An 18,459-nucleotide genomic window follows, 5' to 3' on the forward strand; every position below is an offset into this window, starting at 1 on the left:
TTCGTCATTAACAGCCACTGGTGGAATTTCAACGAAGTATATAGAAACTGTTGCTTCATTTGAAACATCTCCATCATTATCTTCAATTGTATATGTTATAGGTGTTGGATCTCCCGTAAACCCAGTTTCTGTTGTAAATGTAATTTCTCCAGTTGTATTATCAACTGTCCAAACTCCTTCACCCGGAACAATTAATTGGTCTAATGTTCCATTAACATCCGCATCTGAATCTGTAGCTCCTGGACTAGTAATATTAATTGTTGAAACTTGTACTGTACCATCTGGATCAGTATCAACACCATTTGTATTATCAGCAATTAAATCAATAATTACAGATGGTTCTGTTGCATGACTATGACCTGTACTAATATCATCTTCAGCAATTGGAAATGCATTCACTTCAACTTCTTCCTGTAAATCATTTCCATCATCTGTTAGATCTGTTTGATCTCCTGAAGCAGGTGTCGTTAAATTTAGAATACTAGTACCTTGTGTACCTTCATCAATAGAAACATCAATTGTTAAAGTTACTGTTGCATCCACTGCAATGTCTCCAATAGTCCAAACTCCTGAAGCTTGATTAAATGCTGTTCCAGGTGGAGCTAAATGACTCACATACGTTACTCCAGCAGGAAGAATATCTGTTAAACTAACTCCGGTTGCCGCTGTAGGACCATCATTGTTTTCAACTGTTATTGTGTACCTAATTACATCACCTTCATTTGGATTGTTTGCAGATGAACCTGCAACAGAAACTGCTGAAACAGTTTTAATAGTTACTAAATCTGCTATATTAACAGGTACTATATCTGCTGCATCTTGATCGTCTTCATTAATATCATCATTACCTGGTGTAGAATCTGGATCATACTGGTCAGCTCCGACAATTTCTGCAAAATTGGTATATTGTCCTGTTGGAAGCACCGTTGCAGTTATTTCTAAAGTTGTAGAAACACCTGGCGCAATACTAGCAATAACCCAGTTTCCATCTACAGAAGTATACGCAGAGGAAGCGTCTACCACTCCATTAACTGTATGTGAAACATAACTAAAACCTGTTGGTAAATAGTCTTTTACGTGCACATTTGTAGCGGTATTTGGACCATTATTATTAGTTACTGTAATGGTGAATATAACATTTTCTCCAACGTTTGGCGCTGGTTCGTTTACCGTTTTTGTTAATTCTAAATCTGCAGCTGGAAGTGGTGTAGGAGTAACAGAATCATCATCATCTTCATTGCTTCCTACTCCATTACCTGGAGTAGAATTGGAATCTTTTTCTGGGTTTCCAGGAGCACCTATATTTGTTACTTCAGCTGTGTTTGTATAATTTCCTGTTGTTGTTAAGGTTGCTGTTATATCTAATGTTGCACTATCTCCATTGGCTAAATCTCCAACAGCCCAAACTATAGTTGGGTCTCCTGAGGTAGCAGGATCTGTACTCACCAATGTATATCCATCAGGTAAATAGTCTGTGACCTAAACCCCAGTTGCATCATTTGGCCCAGAGTTACTTACAGTTAACGTAAATATAACATCCTCTCCAATATAAGGAGTTGGATTATTAATAGTTTTTTCAAGTGAAATATTTACTAGTGGATTTCCACCTATTGTTACACTAGCATCATCATCTTCATTTATACTATCATTTCCAGGTGTAGAATCTGGATCAATATTATCAGATCCACTTATTTCTGCATAATTCGTATGTGATCCTGTAGTTTCAATTATAATATTATAAGTAAGAAGCTTAGTAGCTCCTCCAGAAATACTTAATCCTGACCAATTTAACTCATTAGCTCCTGCATTATATGTTCCGCCATCGCTTATACTACCTGGTACAATAGAAAAACCACTAGGTAATTTATCTTTAACAGAAACATCTGTCGCTTCATATACGCTTGTTTGGTTGCGTATTTCAATTTGATAAGTAAGCATATCTCCTACAAAATAAGGAGATGAAGTAGGGTTAATAATACTTTTACTTAAATTTAAATCAACTTCTGGATAAATTGTAATAAATACAGTGTCACTTGTTGTAGCACATGGGCTATTATCAACTGTCCATTCAAACTCATAAGTTCCTGGTTCAGTACTTGCAATTATAGTATTTGGATTATTTACCTCTAATATATTTGGTATTGAAGGCCCTCCAATAAATGTCCAAGTTCCAATACCGGAATTTGGAGTAGTTGCATTCATTGTCACTACAGTAGTTTCCTCTAAAAATTGATCAGGACCAGCATTCGTATTTGCTTCCGCTTGTGTTACCGTTACTAAAACAAAATCTTCTAAAGAACACTCTCCTCCAGGATTACTTACTGTCCATTTAAATTCATAAACACCTTCCTCTAATCCAGACACCGTTGGATTGATAACTCCTGAATCTGAAAAAGAGACTGTACCTGAGCCCAAAGGTTGAGATTCAACTGACCAAAGACCAACATCTGAACCGTTTATTGGATCGGCATTTAAACCTGTGCTTAATACAGGTGTGATATTAGTTTTACAGAGTTCTTGATCTAAGCCAGCGTTAGCTGGAGCTGGTGGGTTTCCAGAAAAAATTATAGTTACAGAAGCTGTTTTAGCTGTACATATTTCATTTGAAACAGTCCATGTAAATGTATAAGAACCATCTTGTAAATTATCTGGGTCTGCTATTGTTAAACCAGTAGTAGGACTATTTGGACTATCAATAACAATATCTCCTGGTGTATAGCCAGCAGGAACATGAGGAGTTGCTTCATTTAATTCCCAAACCCCAATACCAAACGCAGGTGCAGTTGCTTCTAATTCTGTAAATAATTGACAAGAACTACTACCGTTTACAGTAATAATATTAGGATCGCTAGGTTCTGCATATACACGCACAACAACTTCATCCTTTATACTTGGGCAATTACCTGAAGTTGAAGAATTCCATTCAAAAACATAAACTCCCTCTATTAAATTGGTAAATGTTTCATTTTCAGTGGTTGATCCTATTTCTACTGGAATTGTTGGCCCGCTAGCTAAAGTCCAAGTTCCAGTATCTGGAGCTACATTATTTGCTGCCATTGTTACAGAATTCGTATCTCCTAAACAAATTTCTTGATTTGGTCCAGCAATTGGTTCTATAGTTGGTGGCGCAGTAGTTGTAACAGTTATTGAATCTGAAGATTCACAAGATCCACCTTTATCTATAGTGTATGTAAACACATAAGTATCTCCAGGAACAATTGTATAATTAGTAACATTTGTTGAAGCGATTACTGCTCCATTAGGAACTGCATTTACGCTAGTAAGAACCCATTCTACAGGAACTCCACCACCTTCATTACCTTGTAAAAGCACACTCGTTGCATTACATAAATCTTGATCTACCCCTGCAACAGCTGTAGCTACAACATTAAACGAAACGTCTGCTGAGCTTGGAGGGCATATACCTCCGTTTGAAATTGTCCAACGAAATGTGTACGAGCCAGACATCAATCCTGTTACAGCTGATGTTGGGTCATTGATATCGAAATTAGGTGTATTTGGACCTGATACAACAGACCAACTTCCTATATTACCAGGTTCTACAGGTGCATTTCCTGTTAATATTGTTGTAGTATCATTACAAACATCTGCTATTGCAGCAGTTGTAGCAATTTCCGCAGGTAAACCTACCGTAAATTTCATTGGCTCTGAAACAACAGATGATCCACAACCATTTGTAACTACATATTCAAATTCATAATTACCCGGAGCCAAACCGTCAAGTTGAGCATTAATATCATTTTCATTAGTTGAATTTCCATAAGTCCAAGAACTATCTCCTGATAATTGATTCCAAGTTCCAGTTAAGCCATTAGGTAAAGCATCTGCATTAATTCCCAATATTACTGAATTCCCTGAAGTATCAGCACAAACTACTTGATCATCACCTGCATAAAAAGTTGCAGGTAAATCTGCAATTGTAATAGTTACGGAGTCTGATTTATCATCACAAGCTGTATTTGAAACAGTCCATAAAAACTCATATACTCCTGGTGATAATTCTGATGAAATAGTAACTGTTTCAGAAGCACTTGGTAATTCTGATACAGTCGGACCTGAAATTTGTGTCCATTCTCCTGTTGAACCAGCTTCTAAAGGCGCTGCTATTAAATCATAACTTGTAACTGAGGCATCGTAACATTGATCATCTCCTGCATCTGGTAAAGATGCCGTAAAATTCGAAGTTATAATTTCAACACTACTAGATGCAGTTCCACAAGCAGGATTTGTACCCACAACAGTCCATGTAAATTGATAAGGTCCGTCAACATGTGTAGCATCTACAGATGGTTCCAAACCTATAACATAAGTATCTGGTTCTGTAGCATCAACAAAAGAAACACCAGCAGTAGGTCCAGAAGTTTGAGTCCATACTCCAGTCTCTCCAGTACCTAATGGATTTCCAGGCAATTGATACACACCAGCACAGGCATTATTTGAAAAGGGTACAAATGTAAAAGGTGGTGGTGCTATTGATACTGTTAATTGCATATCATCTACAGAATCAACTCCTCCATCACCAGCTTCAATATGCCATCTAAAAATATATACACCATTAATAAGTCCATTAACTGTAGGATTATAAACATTTTTAATACCACCAACAAAATTTGCTGTATTTGGACCAGATACTTGAGACCAATACCCCGTATTTGGTTCTGGTTGGTTCCCCGAAAGAATCGCATCTGTATCTCCACAAGACAATGCTACATCTGTTCCTGCATTGGTACCAACTCTATAGATATTACCTTCTGAATAATCTCTTGAAACTATAATATTAATTTCATCTGAAACTGAGCCACAATTAGTTCTAATATCACCATCAGTATCTCTTAACACTCTTATAGTATAAGTTCCTATTTCCGTTAAACCAGAAAAGTTGAAATTATAAGGACCTGTACCTGATACACTTAAATTTAAGTCACCAATACCTATCCCCGCTGGTGCACTAATTAACTCATAATCAAAATCGTTACCCCCTGAAAATATTATTGGAATAGAACCAGAAGTAGCTTCAGGAGCTAAAATTTCATTTATTACACCTCCGTTTAATTCTATTGAAGATGCAGGAGCTATGTGACTTATTGTAAACGTTTCAGTAGAACTACATATTTCATCAGTTCCTAATGATAATGGAGGACCTAAATCTGGCCCTGTTATAGTATATGTAAATGTATAAGAATCACCAATACTAGTTGCTGGAAAAGTAACTAAAGTAGTAGCACTTGTACTTGAAACGATATTAACCCCAGAAGGTGATCCAACAACTTGCCACTCAGCAGTTTCACCAGCATATAAAGGTGTATTTGCCTCTAAAACAGCAGACGAAACAGATGAACAAAAAACTTGATTTGTATTAATCCCTACAGCATCTGTAACATCTTGAGTTGCAGCAGGCACAGTAATTTTTACAGTATCAGTTCCTGAAGCACAAGGCCCAGAAACAGTCCAACGCATTATATATTCTCCTTCTACTAAGTTTGATAATGAACTTTCATTATTATTAATATCTCCAATAGTAGGTGTTGAAGGACCTGAAACAAAAGACCAAACTCCAATTTGCCCACCAGTTCCGTTTCCACCTATTGAAGCATCAAGATTTGTACTTTGAGTTACTGAATAACATTCACTAATATCTTGGTCTGCACCTGCATCTACAGGTATTTCTCCACCATAATTTGTAACCTCAACAGTATCGCTTGAGCTACAACTATCGCTGCTTATTGTCCAACGTAAAACCGAAACACCTACAGAAGTATCTGGAAGTGTTAATGTTGCATTTGGATTATTTAAATCTGAAATACTTATCTCAACAGGTGGTCCTGATTCTACTGTCCATGTACCAATTTCTCCGGCTCCAGTATCTGCAGGATTAGCACTTAATTGATAACTACCAGGACAACCTTCAATTGCAGAACCAGCATCAGCTATAGTATTTGAATTAACTGTAAACGTTACTTCCTGAAAAGTTGTAGAAGAATCCGAACATATAGATGTTAATCTAAACGAGTAAACATTACCTCCAGTTATCCCTAAAACATTTGTTACCGGACTACTTGGATCAACAATTACTACTGGAGGTCCATCAACTTGTTCCCAATTAGAGGATGCCGTATTACCGGAACTAACAACTCCCTGTAATGTTAAGGTTTCAGATTCGCAAATTGTTAAATCTAAACCAGCATTTACAGTACATATTTGCGCATACAACGAATTAGTTGCAACAATGGTACTCAAAAACAACACAAAGGTTAAAAGTGTTTTTTTGAAGTTTAAGCCAGATTTTTTTTTGACAACGTAATTTTTTTCCATATAAATTGTTTTTTTGACTTTCTAAACATTTAAAATGTAATTTTAAATGTTTAGGTTTTATTTATAAATTCACTTATCCTCCTACACAACATTACATGCAATACAGAAAGTTGTATTTATTTTAATTTTAACTAATATATAACTTTATTCCTTAATTTCTATAATCAAATATTAAATTACAATTAAATATATATCAACACTTTAACAGATTAGTTGTTTAAAATTTAATATAACTCAATATAATTTAACTAAACGACAAATAAAATGAAAAAAAATATCACCCACATAAACCTTATTCATTAATTAATAAAATACATATTATCTTAAATAAAGAACTTGAAAACTAACATGAACAGCTACTTTTATTAAATTAAAATAAGACTTCAAATTTTTGACACTTAAAAAATTAAATAGTCACTAATAAAATTAACTATATTTTTAAATAATTAAACGCAATATGCGCTATAAAATATAACTATAGAAAACATATTAATATTGAAATATTCTATAAAAAAACAACCATATAAAATTCATTTAAAAGCATTTTAAGAATCGTTAATACTAAAATATGTTTTAAATTTAAAACCTTCTTAAAGCTTATTAAAATAACGTATGTAAAAAAACTATTGAATAGCTCCTAAAATTTCACTTAAAAAAGTATCTAAATTAAAATCTGGATGCTCAGTCAAACCAAACTTAACAACAACAACATCTTTTGAAGGGATTATAAACACATGCTGCCCTTGATACCCGTTACAAGAAAATAAATCTTTTGGCACATTTGGATATACACCACCTGCATTTAACCAAAATTGAGCACCATATTCCCCGTTTGAAGTATTTGTAGGTGTTTTTGTATAGTCGACCCAACTTTTATTTAAAATTTGTTCACCATTCCAGTTTCCTTCATTTAAATATAAGAGTCCAAATTTTGCCCAATCGCGCGCAGTAGCCCAACCATAGGAAGATGCAATATAATTTCCTGAAATATCGGTTTCAATTACCATAGAATTCATTCCAATTTTATCTATTAGTTCTGTATACCAGAAATCTAAATATTCTTGGTGTGTTTTAAACTGATTTCTAATAAATCCAGAAAGTAAATTTGTAGTTCCAGAAGAATAATTCCAACTTTCGTTAGGTTTACTTATTAAAGGTTTTTCAAGTTGTATTTTAGTCATATCTTCAGCTAAAAACAACATTTTTGTAACATCTGAAATAGTATTATAATCTTCAACCCACTCCAAACCACTATTCATTTGCAATAAATTATTTAACGAAATTTTTGAACGTTCATCATTTTCCCATTCCGGAAATAAATTGGTAGCATTTACATTAATTTTTCCTTGTTTTTCCAAAATACCTAAAACAGCACTTGCAATACTTTTTGTCATAGACCAACCCAATAATTTTGATTCATTTGTAAATCCTGGAGCATATTTTTCGGCAATTATTTGATTTTTATAAACAACAACAACAGCTCGTGTTCTTTCAATAGTATCTCCTGGTTTATCGAAAGCATTAGCTACCGCGGTATTTAAAGCAGCATAATTTACCGCACTAAATAAAGTATCTTTTTGAGATAAATTTCCATAAGGATACGGTTTATTTATGGTTATACTTTTTCTATTTGGCTTAAATTTCACATTTTCATCACCATTAGGAAGCAAAACACAACCAATACCTTCTTTATAAATTGCCTTTCTTGGTTTTAACCCAAATACTGTAGAAGTAACAGATTTTTCTTTAGCATCAATAACATTTTTCGCTAAATTTATTGGACTAAACCCATTATCTCCAGCCTCAATAGAGACAATATCTCTATCAGCTTCAAACGTACAAGAACACACACTTTTAGCTGAAAACCCAGTAATTATATTTAATCTCGGGTAATTATAAACTACAATTCCTACAATAACAGCCAACAAAAGAATCAGGCCTAATTTCAGTATTTTTTTCATTTGACAAGTTTAAAATTTAAATCTAAAATACTATTTATTTTGTCAACTGAATAAAAGATTATAAATTTGCTAACCATTTGGTTAAACTATACAGTTAATATTAATGAAAAAAGAAAAAAATATCACAACCGAAACATCGATACTAAACGCAGCAAAAAGTATTTTTGAACGCAAAGGAATGGACGGCGCACGTATGCAAGAAATTGCAGATGCAGCAGGTATAAACAAAGCACTATTACATTATTATTACCGAAACAAACAATTGCTTTTTGAAGCCGTTTTTAAAAGCGCATTTTTAAAATTAGCACCGCAATTAAACGAAGTATTAAATAGCGACGCAAGTTTAAATGATAAAATAAAAGGATTTACAAAGAACTACATTTCTTTTATAATCAATCATCCATACCTTCCTAATTTTATAATAAATGAATTAAACAGAAGTCCAGAATTTGTTCAAAAATTTATTTCAGAAAAACATTTTCCTAATATTCAAAAATTCAAACAACAGGTTACAGAAAATGTAAATGATGGAAAAATAAGACCCATTAAAGCCGAACAACTTTTTATAAATATTATGGCTTTAAATATTTTTCCGTTTGTTGCAGCTCCTCTACTAAAAGGCTTTTTATCTATAGACAATAACGATGACTATAGGCAACTTATGGAAGAACGAACTACCGAAGTTTCTAATTTTATAATTAATGCTTTAAAAGTTTAAAAAAATGAAAAAAACACTTTTTTTACTCATCCTATTCTTTTCTCAAATACTATTTTCTCAAGAAAAATTAAACTTAGAAACCTGTTATTTTTTATTGAATAAGAATTATCCTTTAGCAAAACAAAAAGACATATTTGCTAAACAAAACAATATAGATTTAGCGGCAATTGCAACTAAAAAATTACCAAAATTGGAGTTATCGGCACAAACAACATATCAGTCTGACGTAACAAAAATGCCGATTTCAATACCGAATATAACAGTTGAACCTCCAAACAAAGATCAATACAAAGCAACGCTTTCAATAAATCAGCTAATTTATAATGGTGGCCAAATAGACGCGACAAAAAAAGTAAGTGAAGCTACTTTAAAAGAACAACAAAAAAATGTTGAAGTAAATTTATACCAACTTAAAAATAACGTAAACGCATACTATTTTTCAATACTGCTTTTTAATGAAAAAATTGAATTGTTACACGCTAAAAAAAAGCTTTTAGAAAGCAAATTAACAGAGGTTAAAGCAGGAATTGAATTTGGAGCATTATTACCAACTTCAGATAGTGTTATTGAAGCTGAAATATTAAAAATTAAACAGCAACTAGATGAGATAACATCAAATAAAAATAGTTTAATTATATCTTTAGCACAGCTAATTGGCACTGAAATACCAACAACAATTGAACTTGAAACACCCCTAATTACAACAACTTTTAATACAGAACTAAATAGACCAGAATTAACACTTTTTCAACTTCAAAAAGAAAAAATTGAATCTTCAGAAAGCTTACTTTCAAAGCAAAACTCACCAATGTTATTTGGCTTTGCAACTGGCGGCTACGGAAATCCAGGTTTAAATATGCTCGACAATTCATTTCAAACTTTTTATCAAGTAGGTATTAAATTAAATTGGAATGTTTTTGATTGGAATGCCTCAAAAAAACAACAAAAATCGTTATTGATAAACAAAGAAATTGTTGAAAATAAAAAACAGGTTTTTGAATTAAATACAACCATACAACTACAGCAAAAACAAACAGACATTAACAAACTTTCTAATCTTATAAAATCGGACAAAGAAATTATTGAATTACGAAAAAAGGTATTAAAATCGGCTGCATCGCAACTTAAAAACGGTGTTATAACAGCTTCATCATACATTACGGAAGTCACCAATTTATTTGAAGCAGAAAACAACTTACAAACTCATAAAATTGAAATGCTTTTAGAAAAAGCAAACTACAACACTTTAAAAGGAAATTAATTATGAATAATTACAAAATACTACTCTTAATTTTAGCCGTAACAAGCAGCTTACTGTCTTGCAATAATAACGATAGAGCAGATGGTTACGGTAATTTTGAAGCCACAGAAATTACAATTTCAGCTGAAAATAATGGAAAACTATTACACTTTGAAATTGAAGAAGGCGCAACTCTAAAAAAAGGAGATTTTATTGGTTATATAGATACCATATCTTTAGCTTTAAAAAAACAACAATTACTTATTTCTAAAGAAATTGTGTATTCAAAATCCAAAGGAGTTTTATCTCAAATAAACGTGTTAAATGCCGAATTAAAAACGGCTAAAATCTCAAAAAACAGAATCGAAAACCTACTTAAAGAAAATGCCGCAACAAAACAACAATTAGATGCCATAGATGGTAAAATTGATGTTTTAAATCAACAAATAAGAAGTATAGAAATCCAAAATGCACCAATAGTTAACGAATTAAAAAGTTTAGATATTCAATTAGAACAAATCCAAGATCAACTTAAAAAAAGTAACATTATAAATCCTGTTACAGGAACTGTTTTAGTAAAATATGCAGAACCAAACGAACTAGTTTCTTTTGGAAAACCACTTTATAAAATTGCAGATTTAACCACTATGCAATTACGAGTTTATGTTAGTGAAACTCAATTGTCAAACATTAAAATAGGACAAGAAGTAACCATAAAAATTGACGAAGGAGACACCATGGAAAATTATACAGGATCAATTTCATGGATTGCTTCCGAAGCAGAATTTACACCTAAAATAATACAAACAAAAGATGAACGTGTAAACCTTGTTTATGCAGTAAAAATTAATGTTAAAAACAATGGTAGTTTAAAAATTGGAATGCCAGCTGAAATGTGGATTTCAGAATAATTGCTTTATATTAAAAATGAGTATTTCTGTAAAAAATATTAGCAAATCGTACAAAAAAGTAAATGCTTTACAAAACATTACTTTCAATATAAAAGAAGGTGAATTATTTGGGCTAATTGGACCAGATGGAGCAGGTAAAACAACATTATTCAGAATTTTAACCACACTTTTAATTCCAAATAAAGGAAAAGCTACGGTTGCCAATTTTGACATTCTTAAAGATTACAAAAAAATTAGAAATAATGTAGGATACATGCCTGGACGGTTTTCGCTGTATCAAGATTTAACTGTTGAAGAAAATTTAGAATTTTTCGCTACAATTTTTGGAACTACCATTCAGCAAAATTACGATTTAATAAAAGATATTTACATTCAAATTGAACCTTTTAAAACCCGAAGAGCAGGAAAACTATCTGGCGGAATGAAACAAAAATTAGCGCTTTGTTGCGCCTTAATTCATAAACCTAAAGTACTATTTTTAGATGAACCAACCACTGGTGTTGATCCTGTTTCACGAAAAGAATTTTGGGAAATGTTAAAACGTTTACAAACTAAGGGAATTACCATTTTAGTTTCTACACCTTATATGGATGAGGCCGCTTTATGCGATAGAATTGCGCTTATTCAAGACGGAAAAATCCTAGAAATTGACACACCAAAAGCTATTGTAAAACACTATCCAAATCCAATATATAATATTCGTTCCAATAATATGTATCAATTAATAAACAGTTTAAATGAGTATAAATATAAGCACAGTGTCTATCCTTTTGGTGAATTTGTACATTATACAGATAGCAGAACAGATTTTAACCCAAAAGAAATAAAAACATATTTAGAATCTAAAAACTTTTATAATATAGAAATTGAAGAAACACAACCAACCATAGAAGATACTTTTATGGAATTGGCAAAGTAAATAAAGACCAATATAGAGCGAATTTACGTCAACCTGAACCTGTTTAAGGTTCTCATAATAATTGAAAAACTATATAGTGAGATTCTGAAACAAATTTAGAATGACGAGTTTAATAATGAAGAAAAATGAAACAAGAAAATGTAATACACGTTGAAAACCTTACCAAAAAATTTGGAGATTTTACGGCTGTAAACAACATTACTTTCGAAGTTAAAAAAGGTGAAATATTTGGTTTTTTAGGAGCCAATGGAGCAGGAAAAACCACCGCAATGAAAATGTTGATTGGAATCTCCACACCAACATCTGGAGCAGCAAATGTAGCCGGTTTTAATGTGTTTACAAACGCCGAAGCAATTAAAAAAAATATTGGCTATATGAGTCAGAAATTTGCTTTGTATGATGATTTAACTGTAAAAGAAAATATTACATTTTTTGGAGGTATTTATGGCTTAAATCGTAAACAAATAAATGAAAAAAGATGCCAGTTAGTTGAAGAATTAGGCTTGCAAAACATTACAAACAAACTTGTAGGCTCGCTACCACTAGGTTGGAAACAAAAAATATCTTTTTCAGTAGCTCTTTTACACAATCCAAAAATTGTGTTTTTAGATGAACCAACTGGTGGTGTAGATCCAATTACTAGACGTCAATTTTGGGAAATGATTTATAAAGCTGCTCACCAAGGCACTACCATTTTTGTAACAACGCATTATATGGACGAGGCGGAATATTGCGATAGAGTATCTATAATGGTAAACGGTAAAATTGAAGCTTTGGATACACCTAAAAAATTAAAAGAACAATTTAATGTAAATAACATGAATGATGTGTTTTTAAAATTAGCAAGGTAAACCAACTAACAGTAAGTAAATTATGAAACGTTTTATAGGATTTATAAAAAAAGAATTTTACCATATTATTAGAGATAAACGTTCGTTGTTTATTCTTTTTGGTATGCCAATTGCACAAATAATGTTATTTGGTTTCGCCATTACCAACGAAATCAACAATGTAGATATTGCTATTTTAGACCATTCAAAAGATGTAACAACCAAAGAAATTATTAATAAAATTTCAGCTTCAAAATATTTCAGCATTAAGCAAATGCTAGAAAAAGAAGAAGATATTGCTTCAGTCTTTAAAAAGGGCCACGTTAAGGCAGTTTTAAATTTTGAACAAAACTTTAGTGAGAATTTAATTAAAGAAAATAAAGCTAACATACAAATTGTTACAGATGCTACAAACCCAAACACAGCCAATACAATTAGTAATTATATTAATGCTATTGTAATTCAATATCAAAAAGAATTAAATAAAAATAGTGTCTCAAATTACCAAATAAATACTAGAACACGTTTAGTTTACAATCCAGAATTAAAAAGCGTATATATGTTTGTACCTGGTGTAATGACAATGATTCTTATGCTAGTATCTGCTATGATGACATCTATTTCCATAACTAGAGAAAAAGAATTAGGGACAATGGAAATTCTATTAGTATCACCTCTAAAACCTTTTCAGGTTATTATTGGTAAAGTTTTTCCGTATATTTTTCTATCTATAATTAATGCAATCATTATTATTTTATTAAGCATTTTTATTTTTAAAATGCCTGTTCAAGGAAGTTTATTTTTATTAGGATTAGAAAGCGTGTTATTCATTATAACATCATTAGCATTAGGTATTTTAATTTCAACAATTTCTACTACACAACAAACCGCTATGATGATTTCTTTAATGGGATTAATGCTTCCTGTTATTTTGTTATCTGGCTTTATTTTTCCTATTTCAAGTATGCCTTTACCAATGCAAGTAATAAGTAATATTGTTCCTGCCAAATGGTTTATAATTATTATAAAAGGCATTATGTTAAAGGGTGTTGGGTTGCAATATATATGGAAAGAAACGCTGATTCTAGCAGGAATGACTGTTTTTTTTATTGGATTAAGCGTAAAGAAATATAAAATTAGATTAGAATAAGTTTTACAATTTCTGAAGGAACATAAAAATATTTAAAACACCTGATACAGAATACTAGTTACCAGATACTACAAAATGAAAACAATACTATACATAATACAAAAGGAATTCAAACAAATCTTTAGAAATAAAGGAATGCTTCCTATTATTTTTATTATGCCTATAATGCAGCTTTTAATATTGTCAAATGCTGCTACTTTTGACATTAAAAATATAAAGTTTGGATATATTGATAATGACCATACATCAACCTCCAGAGAATTGATTGAAAATTTTAATGCGTCAACATATTTTAATGTACTAAATGATTTTCCTTCAGAAAAATTAGCAATTTCAGAAATGTTAAACGGAAAAGTAGATGTTGTTTTAGAAATTCCAGAACATTTTGAACGTGACTTACAAACCGAAAAATACAACAGTTTAGGTGTAACCATTAACGCAATAGATGGTGCAGCTGCAGGCGTAGAAAATGTTTATGTAACTCAAATTATACAACGTTTTAATCAAAAAATAAAAGTGGGGTTATCTCATATTTCAGACACACAAATTAAACCTGTATACATTGAGACCATTCCTTTGTTTTGGTACAACAAAACCCTAAACTATAAAACATTTATGGTGCCAGGAATATTGGTTTTACTTGTAACTATGATTATTTTATTTTTATCTGGAATGAACATTGTTCGTGAAAAAGAAATTGGCACTTTAGAGCAAATAAATGTTACACCAATAAAAAAAAGTCAATTTATAATAGGTAAACTTTTTCCGTTTTGGATCATAGGATTAGGGTTATTATCTATTGGATTAATTATTGCAAAACTTGTTTTTAACGTTCCAATGGTTGGTAGCTTAGCGCTGATGTATTTATACACTTCCGTTTATATTTTGGTAGTTTTAGGTATTGGGTTATTTATTTCAAATTTTACAGACACGCAACAACAAGCTATGTTTATCTCTTGGTTTTTTATGGTTATTTTTATTCTAATGAGCGGCTTATTTACACCTATAGAAAGTATGCCAAAATGGGCTCAAACAATTACAGAATTTAACCCAATTAGATACTTTGTAGAAATTATGCGAATGGTAATGCTAAAAGGATCCGGGTTAAACGACGTACTTCCTCAACTAATAAAAACAACTATTTACGCTGTTATTATGAATGGTTTGGCTGTTTGGAGCTATAAAAAAACCTCATAATACTTCTCAACTAAAAAAGATACTAATTACAACATTTAACAATTTCTATTTTGTAATTTTGTATTTAGAATCATTCTAAAAAAAGAAAATGATAGATATTGATAAAATTAGAGCTGATTTTCCTATTCTAAAAGAAACAGTAAATGGAAAACCATTAGTTTATTTAGACAATGCTGCAACAAGTCAAACACCACAAGTTGTAATAAATTCCATTGTAGATTATTACACCACTATAAATTCCAATATTCATAGAGGCGTTCATACCTTAAGTCAAAAAGCTACCGATGCTTACGAACAAGCTCGTTTAAAATTACAACAGCATTTTAATGCTAAAAAAAACTATGAAATTATACTAACCGCAGGTACAACACACAGTATTAATATTGTTGCTACTGGCTTTACCTCATTATTAAATAAAGGTGATGAAATTATAGTTTCTGCCCTAGAACACCATTCAAACATAGTTCCTTGGCAAATGTTATGCGAACGTACTGGAGCCATTTTAAAGGTTATTCCAATGAATTTAGATGGTGATTTAGTACTTACTGAATACGATAAATTACTATCTAACAAAACAAAGCTAGTTTTTGTAAATCACGTTTCAAATGCTCTAGGTACCATAAACCCTATTGAAGAAATTATTGAAAAAGCACATAATGTAAACGCAGCAGTTTTAATTGATGGCGCACAAAGTTGCCCACATATTAAACCCGATGTTCAAGCTTTAGATGTAGATTTTTACGTAGCATCTGCTCATAAATTATGTGGACCAACAGGTGTTGGTATTTTATACGGAAAAGAAGAATGGTTGAACAAATTGCCTCCTTACCAAGGTGGTGGTGAAATGATTAAACAAGTTACTTTTGAAAAAACAACTTATGCCGATTTACCGCATAAATTTGAAGCAGGTACACCAAATATTGCTGGAGGAATTGCCTTTGGAACAGCCATTGATTATATGAATGAAATTGGCTTTAAAAATATTGCCGCTTACGAAGATGAATTATTAAACTATGCTACCAAAAAATTACTTGAAATTGAAGGTTTAAAAATTTATGGAACTTCAAAACATAAAACCTCCGTAATTTCATTTAATATTGGAACAATTCATCCGTACGACATTGGTTCAATTATCGATAAATTAGGAATTGCTGTAAGAACTGGACATCACTGTGCGCAACCAATAATGGATTTTTATAAGATTCCTGGAACTGTACGTGCCTCTTTTTCGTTTTACAATACCTTTAAAGAAGTAGATATGTTATACGAAGCTTTATTAAAAGCTAAAATGATGTTATCATAAGTTTTAAAGTTGCAAAGTAAAAAGTTTGAAAATCATTCAAAAATAGCAAACCTAACAAGTTTTAAAAACCTGTTAGGTTTTTTAAGTTATAATTTGTAATTCTTGTAAAAACAGGAATCTAAAACAGGCGTAAATATGGATTCTTACCTTCGCAGGAATAACAGGGAAATTGAAAAAAAACAACTCCAAACTAACTTTAAATTGTTAATTCATAATTACCAATCAACGCTACTTTCTTCCAAAATCAGCTGGAATTTCACCCCAAGCTTTGGTTTCCCACTTTAATATTTTGGTAGTATAAGTATGCTCTTTCAACCATTTTTCGGCACGTTTTACAAAATCGAACAATAATTTATTTTTTGAAGTTATTTGTAAATTGGTTCTACATTGCCCTTTTTTAACCCAAGAAATAGCAATTTTAGAATCTGAATAAATTGGAATATCTAAATTTCGTTGTTTTAAATAGCCCAATCCGTGAACTAAAGCTAAAAACTCACCAATATTATTAGTTCCTTGCTCAAAAGGTCCTTGAATAAATAATTGCTTTTTATCTTTTGTAGTTACACCTCTGTATTCCATTTTCCCTGGATTACCGGCACAAGCAGCATCTACAGCAATTGAATTTAATATCGGTTTTCCATATTTTTTTAATTCCTCTGCAGAAAGCTTTACTGTTTTTGTGTCTTTACCAACATAATCTTTGTAATTTCCTTTAAAAGCAGCTTCAGCAGCTTCTTTTGAAGCAAAAGATTTGTATTGTGCACCCGTAAAGTTCGAAATTTGCTTTTTACAGACATTCCAAGAAGTAAAAACGCCTTTTTTATGACCATTCCAAACTACATAAAACTTTTTTTTTGCCATAAAACTATAAATCTAATACAACTTGTTCTATAATTTTTGGGAAAAACTCATACTCTAATTTATGTATTTTTTTAGCTACATCTTCAGCTGTATCGGTTTTTAAAACTTCAAATCGCTCTTGAAATACAATAGCTCCTTCATCATAATTTTCGTTTACATAATGAATTGTAATTCCAGATTCAGTTTCATTATTTTTAACCACAGCTTCGTGCACATGCATTCCATACATTCCTTTACCTCCATATTTAGGCAACAAAGCAGGATGTATATTTAGTATCTTATTTGGAAATGCTTCAATAATTTCGGTTGGAATTTTCCATAAAAAACCCGCTAAAACAATAAAATCTGCTTTTTCTTTTAAAATAGTTAAAATTTTATCCGAAGTAAAAAAATCACTTTTATTAAAGTTTATACTACTAACATTTAATCTTTTAGCACGTTCTAAAACTTTAGCATCCTTCTTATTTGATAGCACTTGAACAACAGATATAAATTTATTATTTTTAAAGTATTTAATAATATTTTCGGCGTTAGTTCCTGAACCAGAGGCTAATATAACAATACGTTTCATCTAAAAATTTATTATTTTTTATAATTTTTTAAAAAAGAAAAAGTAAAAAATTATATGATATTGTATCACAAATAAAACAAATAATTAGTAACTTTCGCCGCTTAAATAAAAAAACTTTTATTATTTTTAATCTGTTAATAAGTACTTTTATTAATTAAAAGATTTTCATTTAAATAAAGTTTTATATTTTTGCCGAGTAATTAAATTTAAAAATTAAAGAATTATGTCAGACATTGCATCAAGAGTAAAAGCCATTATCGTAGATAAATTAGGCGTTGACGAAAATGAAGTAACAATAGAAGCTAGCTTTACTAACGATTTAGGAGCAGACTCACTTGATACTGTTGAGTTAATTATGGAATTCGAAAAAGAATTCGATATTCAAATTCCAGACGATCAGGCTGAAAACATCGGTACTGTTGGTCAAGCAATTAGCTATATAGAAGACGCAAAAAAGTAATTTTA

General features: G+C 31.3%; 12 protein-coding genes and 1 pseudogene. 9 read left to right on the forward strand and 4 right to left on the reverse strand.

The window, feature by feature from the left end:
* Positions 1–75: 75 nt before the first annotated feature.
* Positions 76–6,333: pseudogene (locus MHL31_RS16330) on the reverse strand (hypothetical protein); the annotation flags it as partial.
* 623 nt (positions 6,334–6,956) lie between these two features.
* Complete coding sequence (locus MHL31_RS09965; RefSeq protein ID WP_240225805.1) at positions 6,957–8,294, reverse strand: serine hydrolase; 1,338 nt, start codon at positions 8,292–8,294, stop codon at positions 6,957–6,959.
* Between the two features lie 103 nt (positions 8,295–8,397).
* Between MHL31_RS09965 and MHL31_RS09970 the strand changes: the two genes are divergently transcribed.
* The 8 genes from MHL31_RS09970 (at position 8,398) to MHL31_RS10005 (ending at position 16,562) form a co-directional block, all read left to right on the forward strand.
* A complete protein-coding gene (locus MHL31_RS09970) occupies positions 8,398–9,012 on the forward strand; it encodes a TetR/AcrR family transcriptional regulator (protein WP_240225806.1) in 615 nt (204 codons plus the stop codon).
* Positions 9,013–9,016: 4 nt separating this feature from the next.
* Positions 9,017–10,273 carry a TolC family protein gene (locus MHL31_RS09975; protein ID WP_240225807.1) on the forward strand — a complete coding sequence of 419 codons (1,257 nt, stop codon included), beginning with the start codon at positions 9,017–9,019 and terminating at the stop codon, positions 10,271–10,273.
* A gap of 2 nt (positions 10,274–10,275) precedes the next feature.
* Complete coding sequence (locus tag MHL31_RS09980; RefSeq protein WP_240225808.1) at positions 10,276–11,163, forward strand: HlyD family secretion protein; 888 nt, start codon at positions 10,276–10,278, stop codon at positions 11,161–11,163.
* Between the two features lie 16 nt (positions 11,164–11,179).
* Positions 11,180–12,082, forward strand: coding sequence for an ABC transporter ATP-binding protein (locus MHL31_RS09985; RefSeq protein WP_240225809.1), 903 nt, complete (start codon positions 11,180–11,182; stop codon positions 12,080–12,082).
* 125 nt (positions 12,083–12,207) lie between these two features.
* Positions 12,208–12,933 (forward strand): ABC transporter ATP-binding protein, encoded by a 726-nt coding sequence (locus tag MHL31_RS09990; protein WP_240225810.1) that lies wholly within the window; start codon positions 12,208–12,210, stop codon positions 12,931–12,933.
* Between the two features lie 22 nt (positions 12,934–12,955).
* Entirely contained in the window at positions 12,956–14,062 is a 1,107-nt protein-coding gene (locus MHL31_RS09995) for an ABC transporter permease (protein WP_240225811.1), read from the forward strand.
* Between the two features lie 75 nt (positions 14,063–14,137).
* Positions 14,138–15,259: an ABC transporter permease gene (locus MHL31_RS10000; protein WP_240225812.1), complete on the forward strand. Its 1,122-nt coding sequence runs from the start codon at positions 14,138–14,140 to the stop codon at positions 15,257–15,259.
* 88 nt (positions 15,260–15,347) lie between these two features.
* Complete coding sequence (locus MHL31_RS10005; RefSeq protein WP_240225813.1) at positions 15,348–16,562, forward strand: aminotransferase class V-fold PLP-dependent enzyme; 1,215 nt, start codon at positions 15,348–15,350, stop codon at positions 16,560–16,562.
* A gap of 228 nt (positions 16,563–16,790) precedes the next feature.
* Here the strand turns inward: MHL31_RS10005 and MHL31_RS10010 are convergent, their stop codons facing one another.
* Positions 16,791–17,423: a viroplasmin family protein gene (locus MHL31_RS10010; RefSeq protein WP_240225814.1), complete on the reverse strand. Its 633-nt coding sequence runs from the start codon at positions 17,421–17,423 to the stop codon at positions 16,791–16,793.
* A 4-nt stretch (positions 17,424–17,427) separates the two neighbouring features.
* Positions 17,428–17,994, reverse strand: a complete 567-nt coding sequence (gene purN / locus MHL31_RS10015) for a phosphoribosylglycinamide formyltransferase (RefSeq protein ID WP_240225815.1) — start codon at positions 17,992–17,994, stop codon at positions 17,428–17,430.
* 223 nt (positions 17,995–18,217) lie between these two features.
* Here purN and MHL31_RS10020 point away from each other — a divergent pair, with 223 nt between their 5' ends.
* Positions 18,218–18,454 carry an acyl carrier protein gene (locus MHL31_RS10020; protein WP_134248150.1) on the forward strand — a complete coding sequence of 79 codons (237 nt, stop codon included), beginning with the start codon at positions 18,218–18,220 and terminating at the stop codon, positions 18,452–18,454.
* Positions 18,455–18,459: the final 5 nt, after the last annotated feature.

Origin of the sequence: Lutibacter sp. A80 (genome assembly GCF_022429645.1) — a bacterium.
In the GTDB taxonomy this organism is placed as follows: Bacteria; Bacteroidota; Bacteroidia; order Flavobacteriales; family Flavobacteriaceae; genus Lutibacter.

Excerpts from the sequence above, each read along its gene's own strand:
- MHL31_RS09965 (WP_240225805.1), bottom strand. The coding sequence starts at position 8,294 with ATGAAAAAAATACTGAAATTAGGCCTGATTCTTTTGTTGGCTGTTATT.
- MHL31_RS09970 (WP_240225806.1), top strand. The coding sequence starts at position 8,398 with ATGAAAAAAGAAAAAAATATCACAACCGAAACATCGATACTAAACGCA.
- MHL31_RS09975 (WP_240225807.1), top strand. The coding sequence starts at position 9,017 with ATGAAAAAAACACTTTTTTTACTCATCCTATTCTTTTCTCAAATACTA.
- MHL31_RS09980 (WP_240225808.1), top strand. The coding sequence starts at position 10,276 with ATGAATAATTACAAAATACTACTCTTAATTTTAGCCGTAACAAGCAGC.
- MHL31_RS09985 (WP_240225809.1), top strand. The coding sequence starts at position 11,180 with ATGAGTATTTCTGTAAAAAATATTAGCAAATCGTACAAAAAAGTAAAT.
- MHL31_RS09990 (WP_240225810.1), top strand. The coding sequence starts at position 12,208 with ATGAAACAAGAAAATGTAATACACGTTGAAAACCTTACCAAAAAATTT.
- MHL31_RS09995 (WP_240225811.1), top strand. The coding sequence starts at position 12,956 with ATGAAACGTTTTATAGGATTTATAAAAAAAGAATTTTACCATATTATT.
- MHL31_RS10000 (WP_240225812.1), top strand. The coding sequence starts at position 14,138 with ATGAAAACAATACTATACATAATACAAAAGGAATTCAAACAAATCTTT.
- MHL31_RS10005 (WP_240225813.1), top strand. The coding sequence starts at position 15,348 with ATGATAGATATTGATAAAATTAGAGCTGATTTTCCTATTCTAAAAGAA.
- MHL31_RS10010 (WP_240225814.1), bottom strand. The coding sequence starts at position 17,423 with ATGGCAAAAAAAAAGTTTTATGTAGTTTGGAATGGTCATAAAAAAGGC.
- purN (WP_240225815.1), bottom strand. The coding sequence starts at position 17,994 with ATGAAACGTATTGTTATATTAGCCTCTGGTTCAGGAACTAACGCCGAA.
- MHL31_RS10020 (WP_134248150.1), top strand. The coding sequence starts at position 18,218 with ATGTCAGACATTGCATCAAGAGTAAAAGCCATTATCGTAGATAAATTA.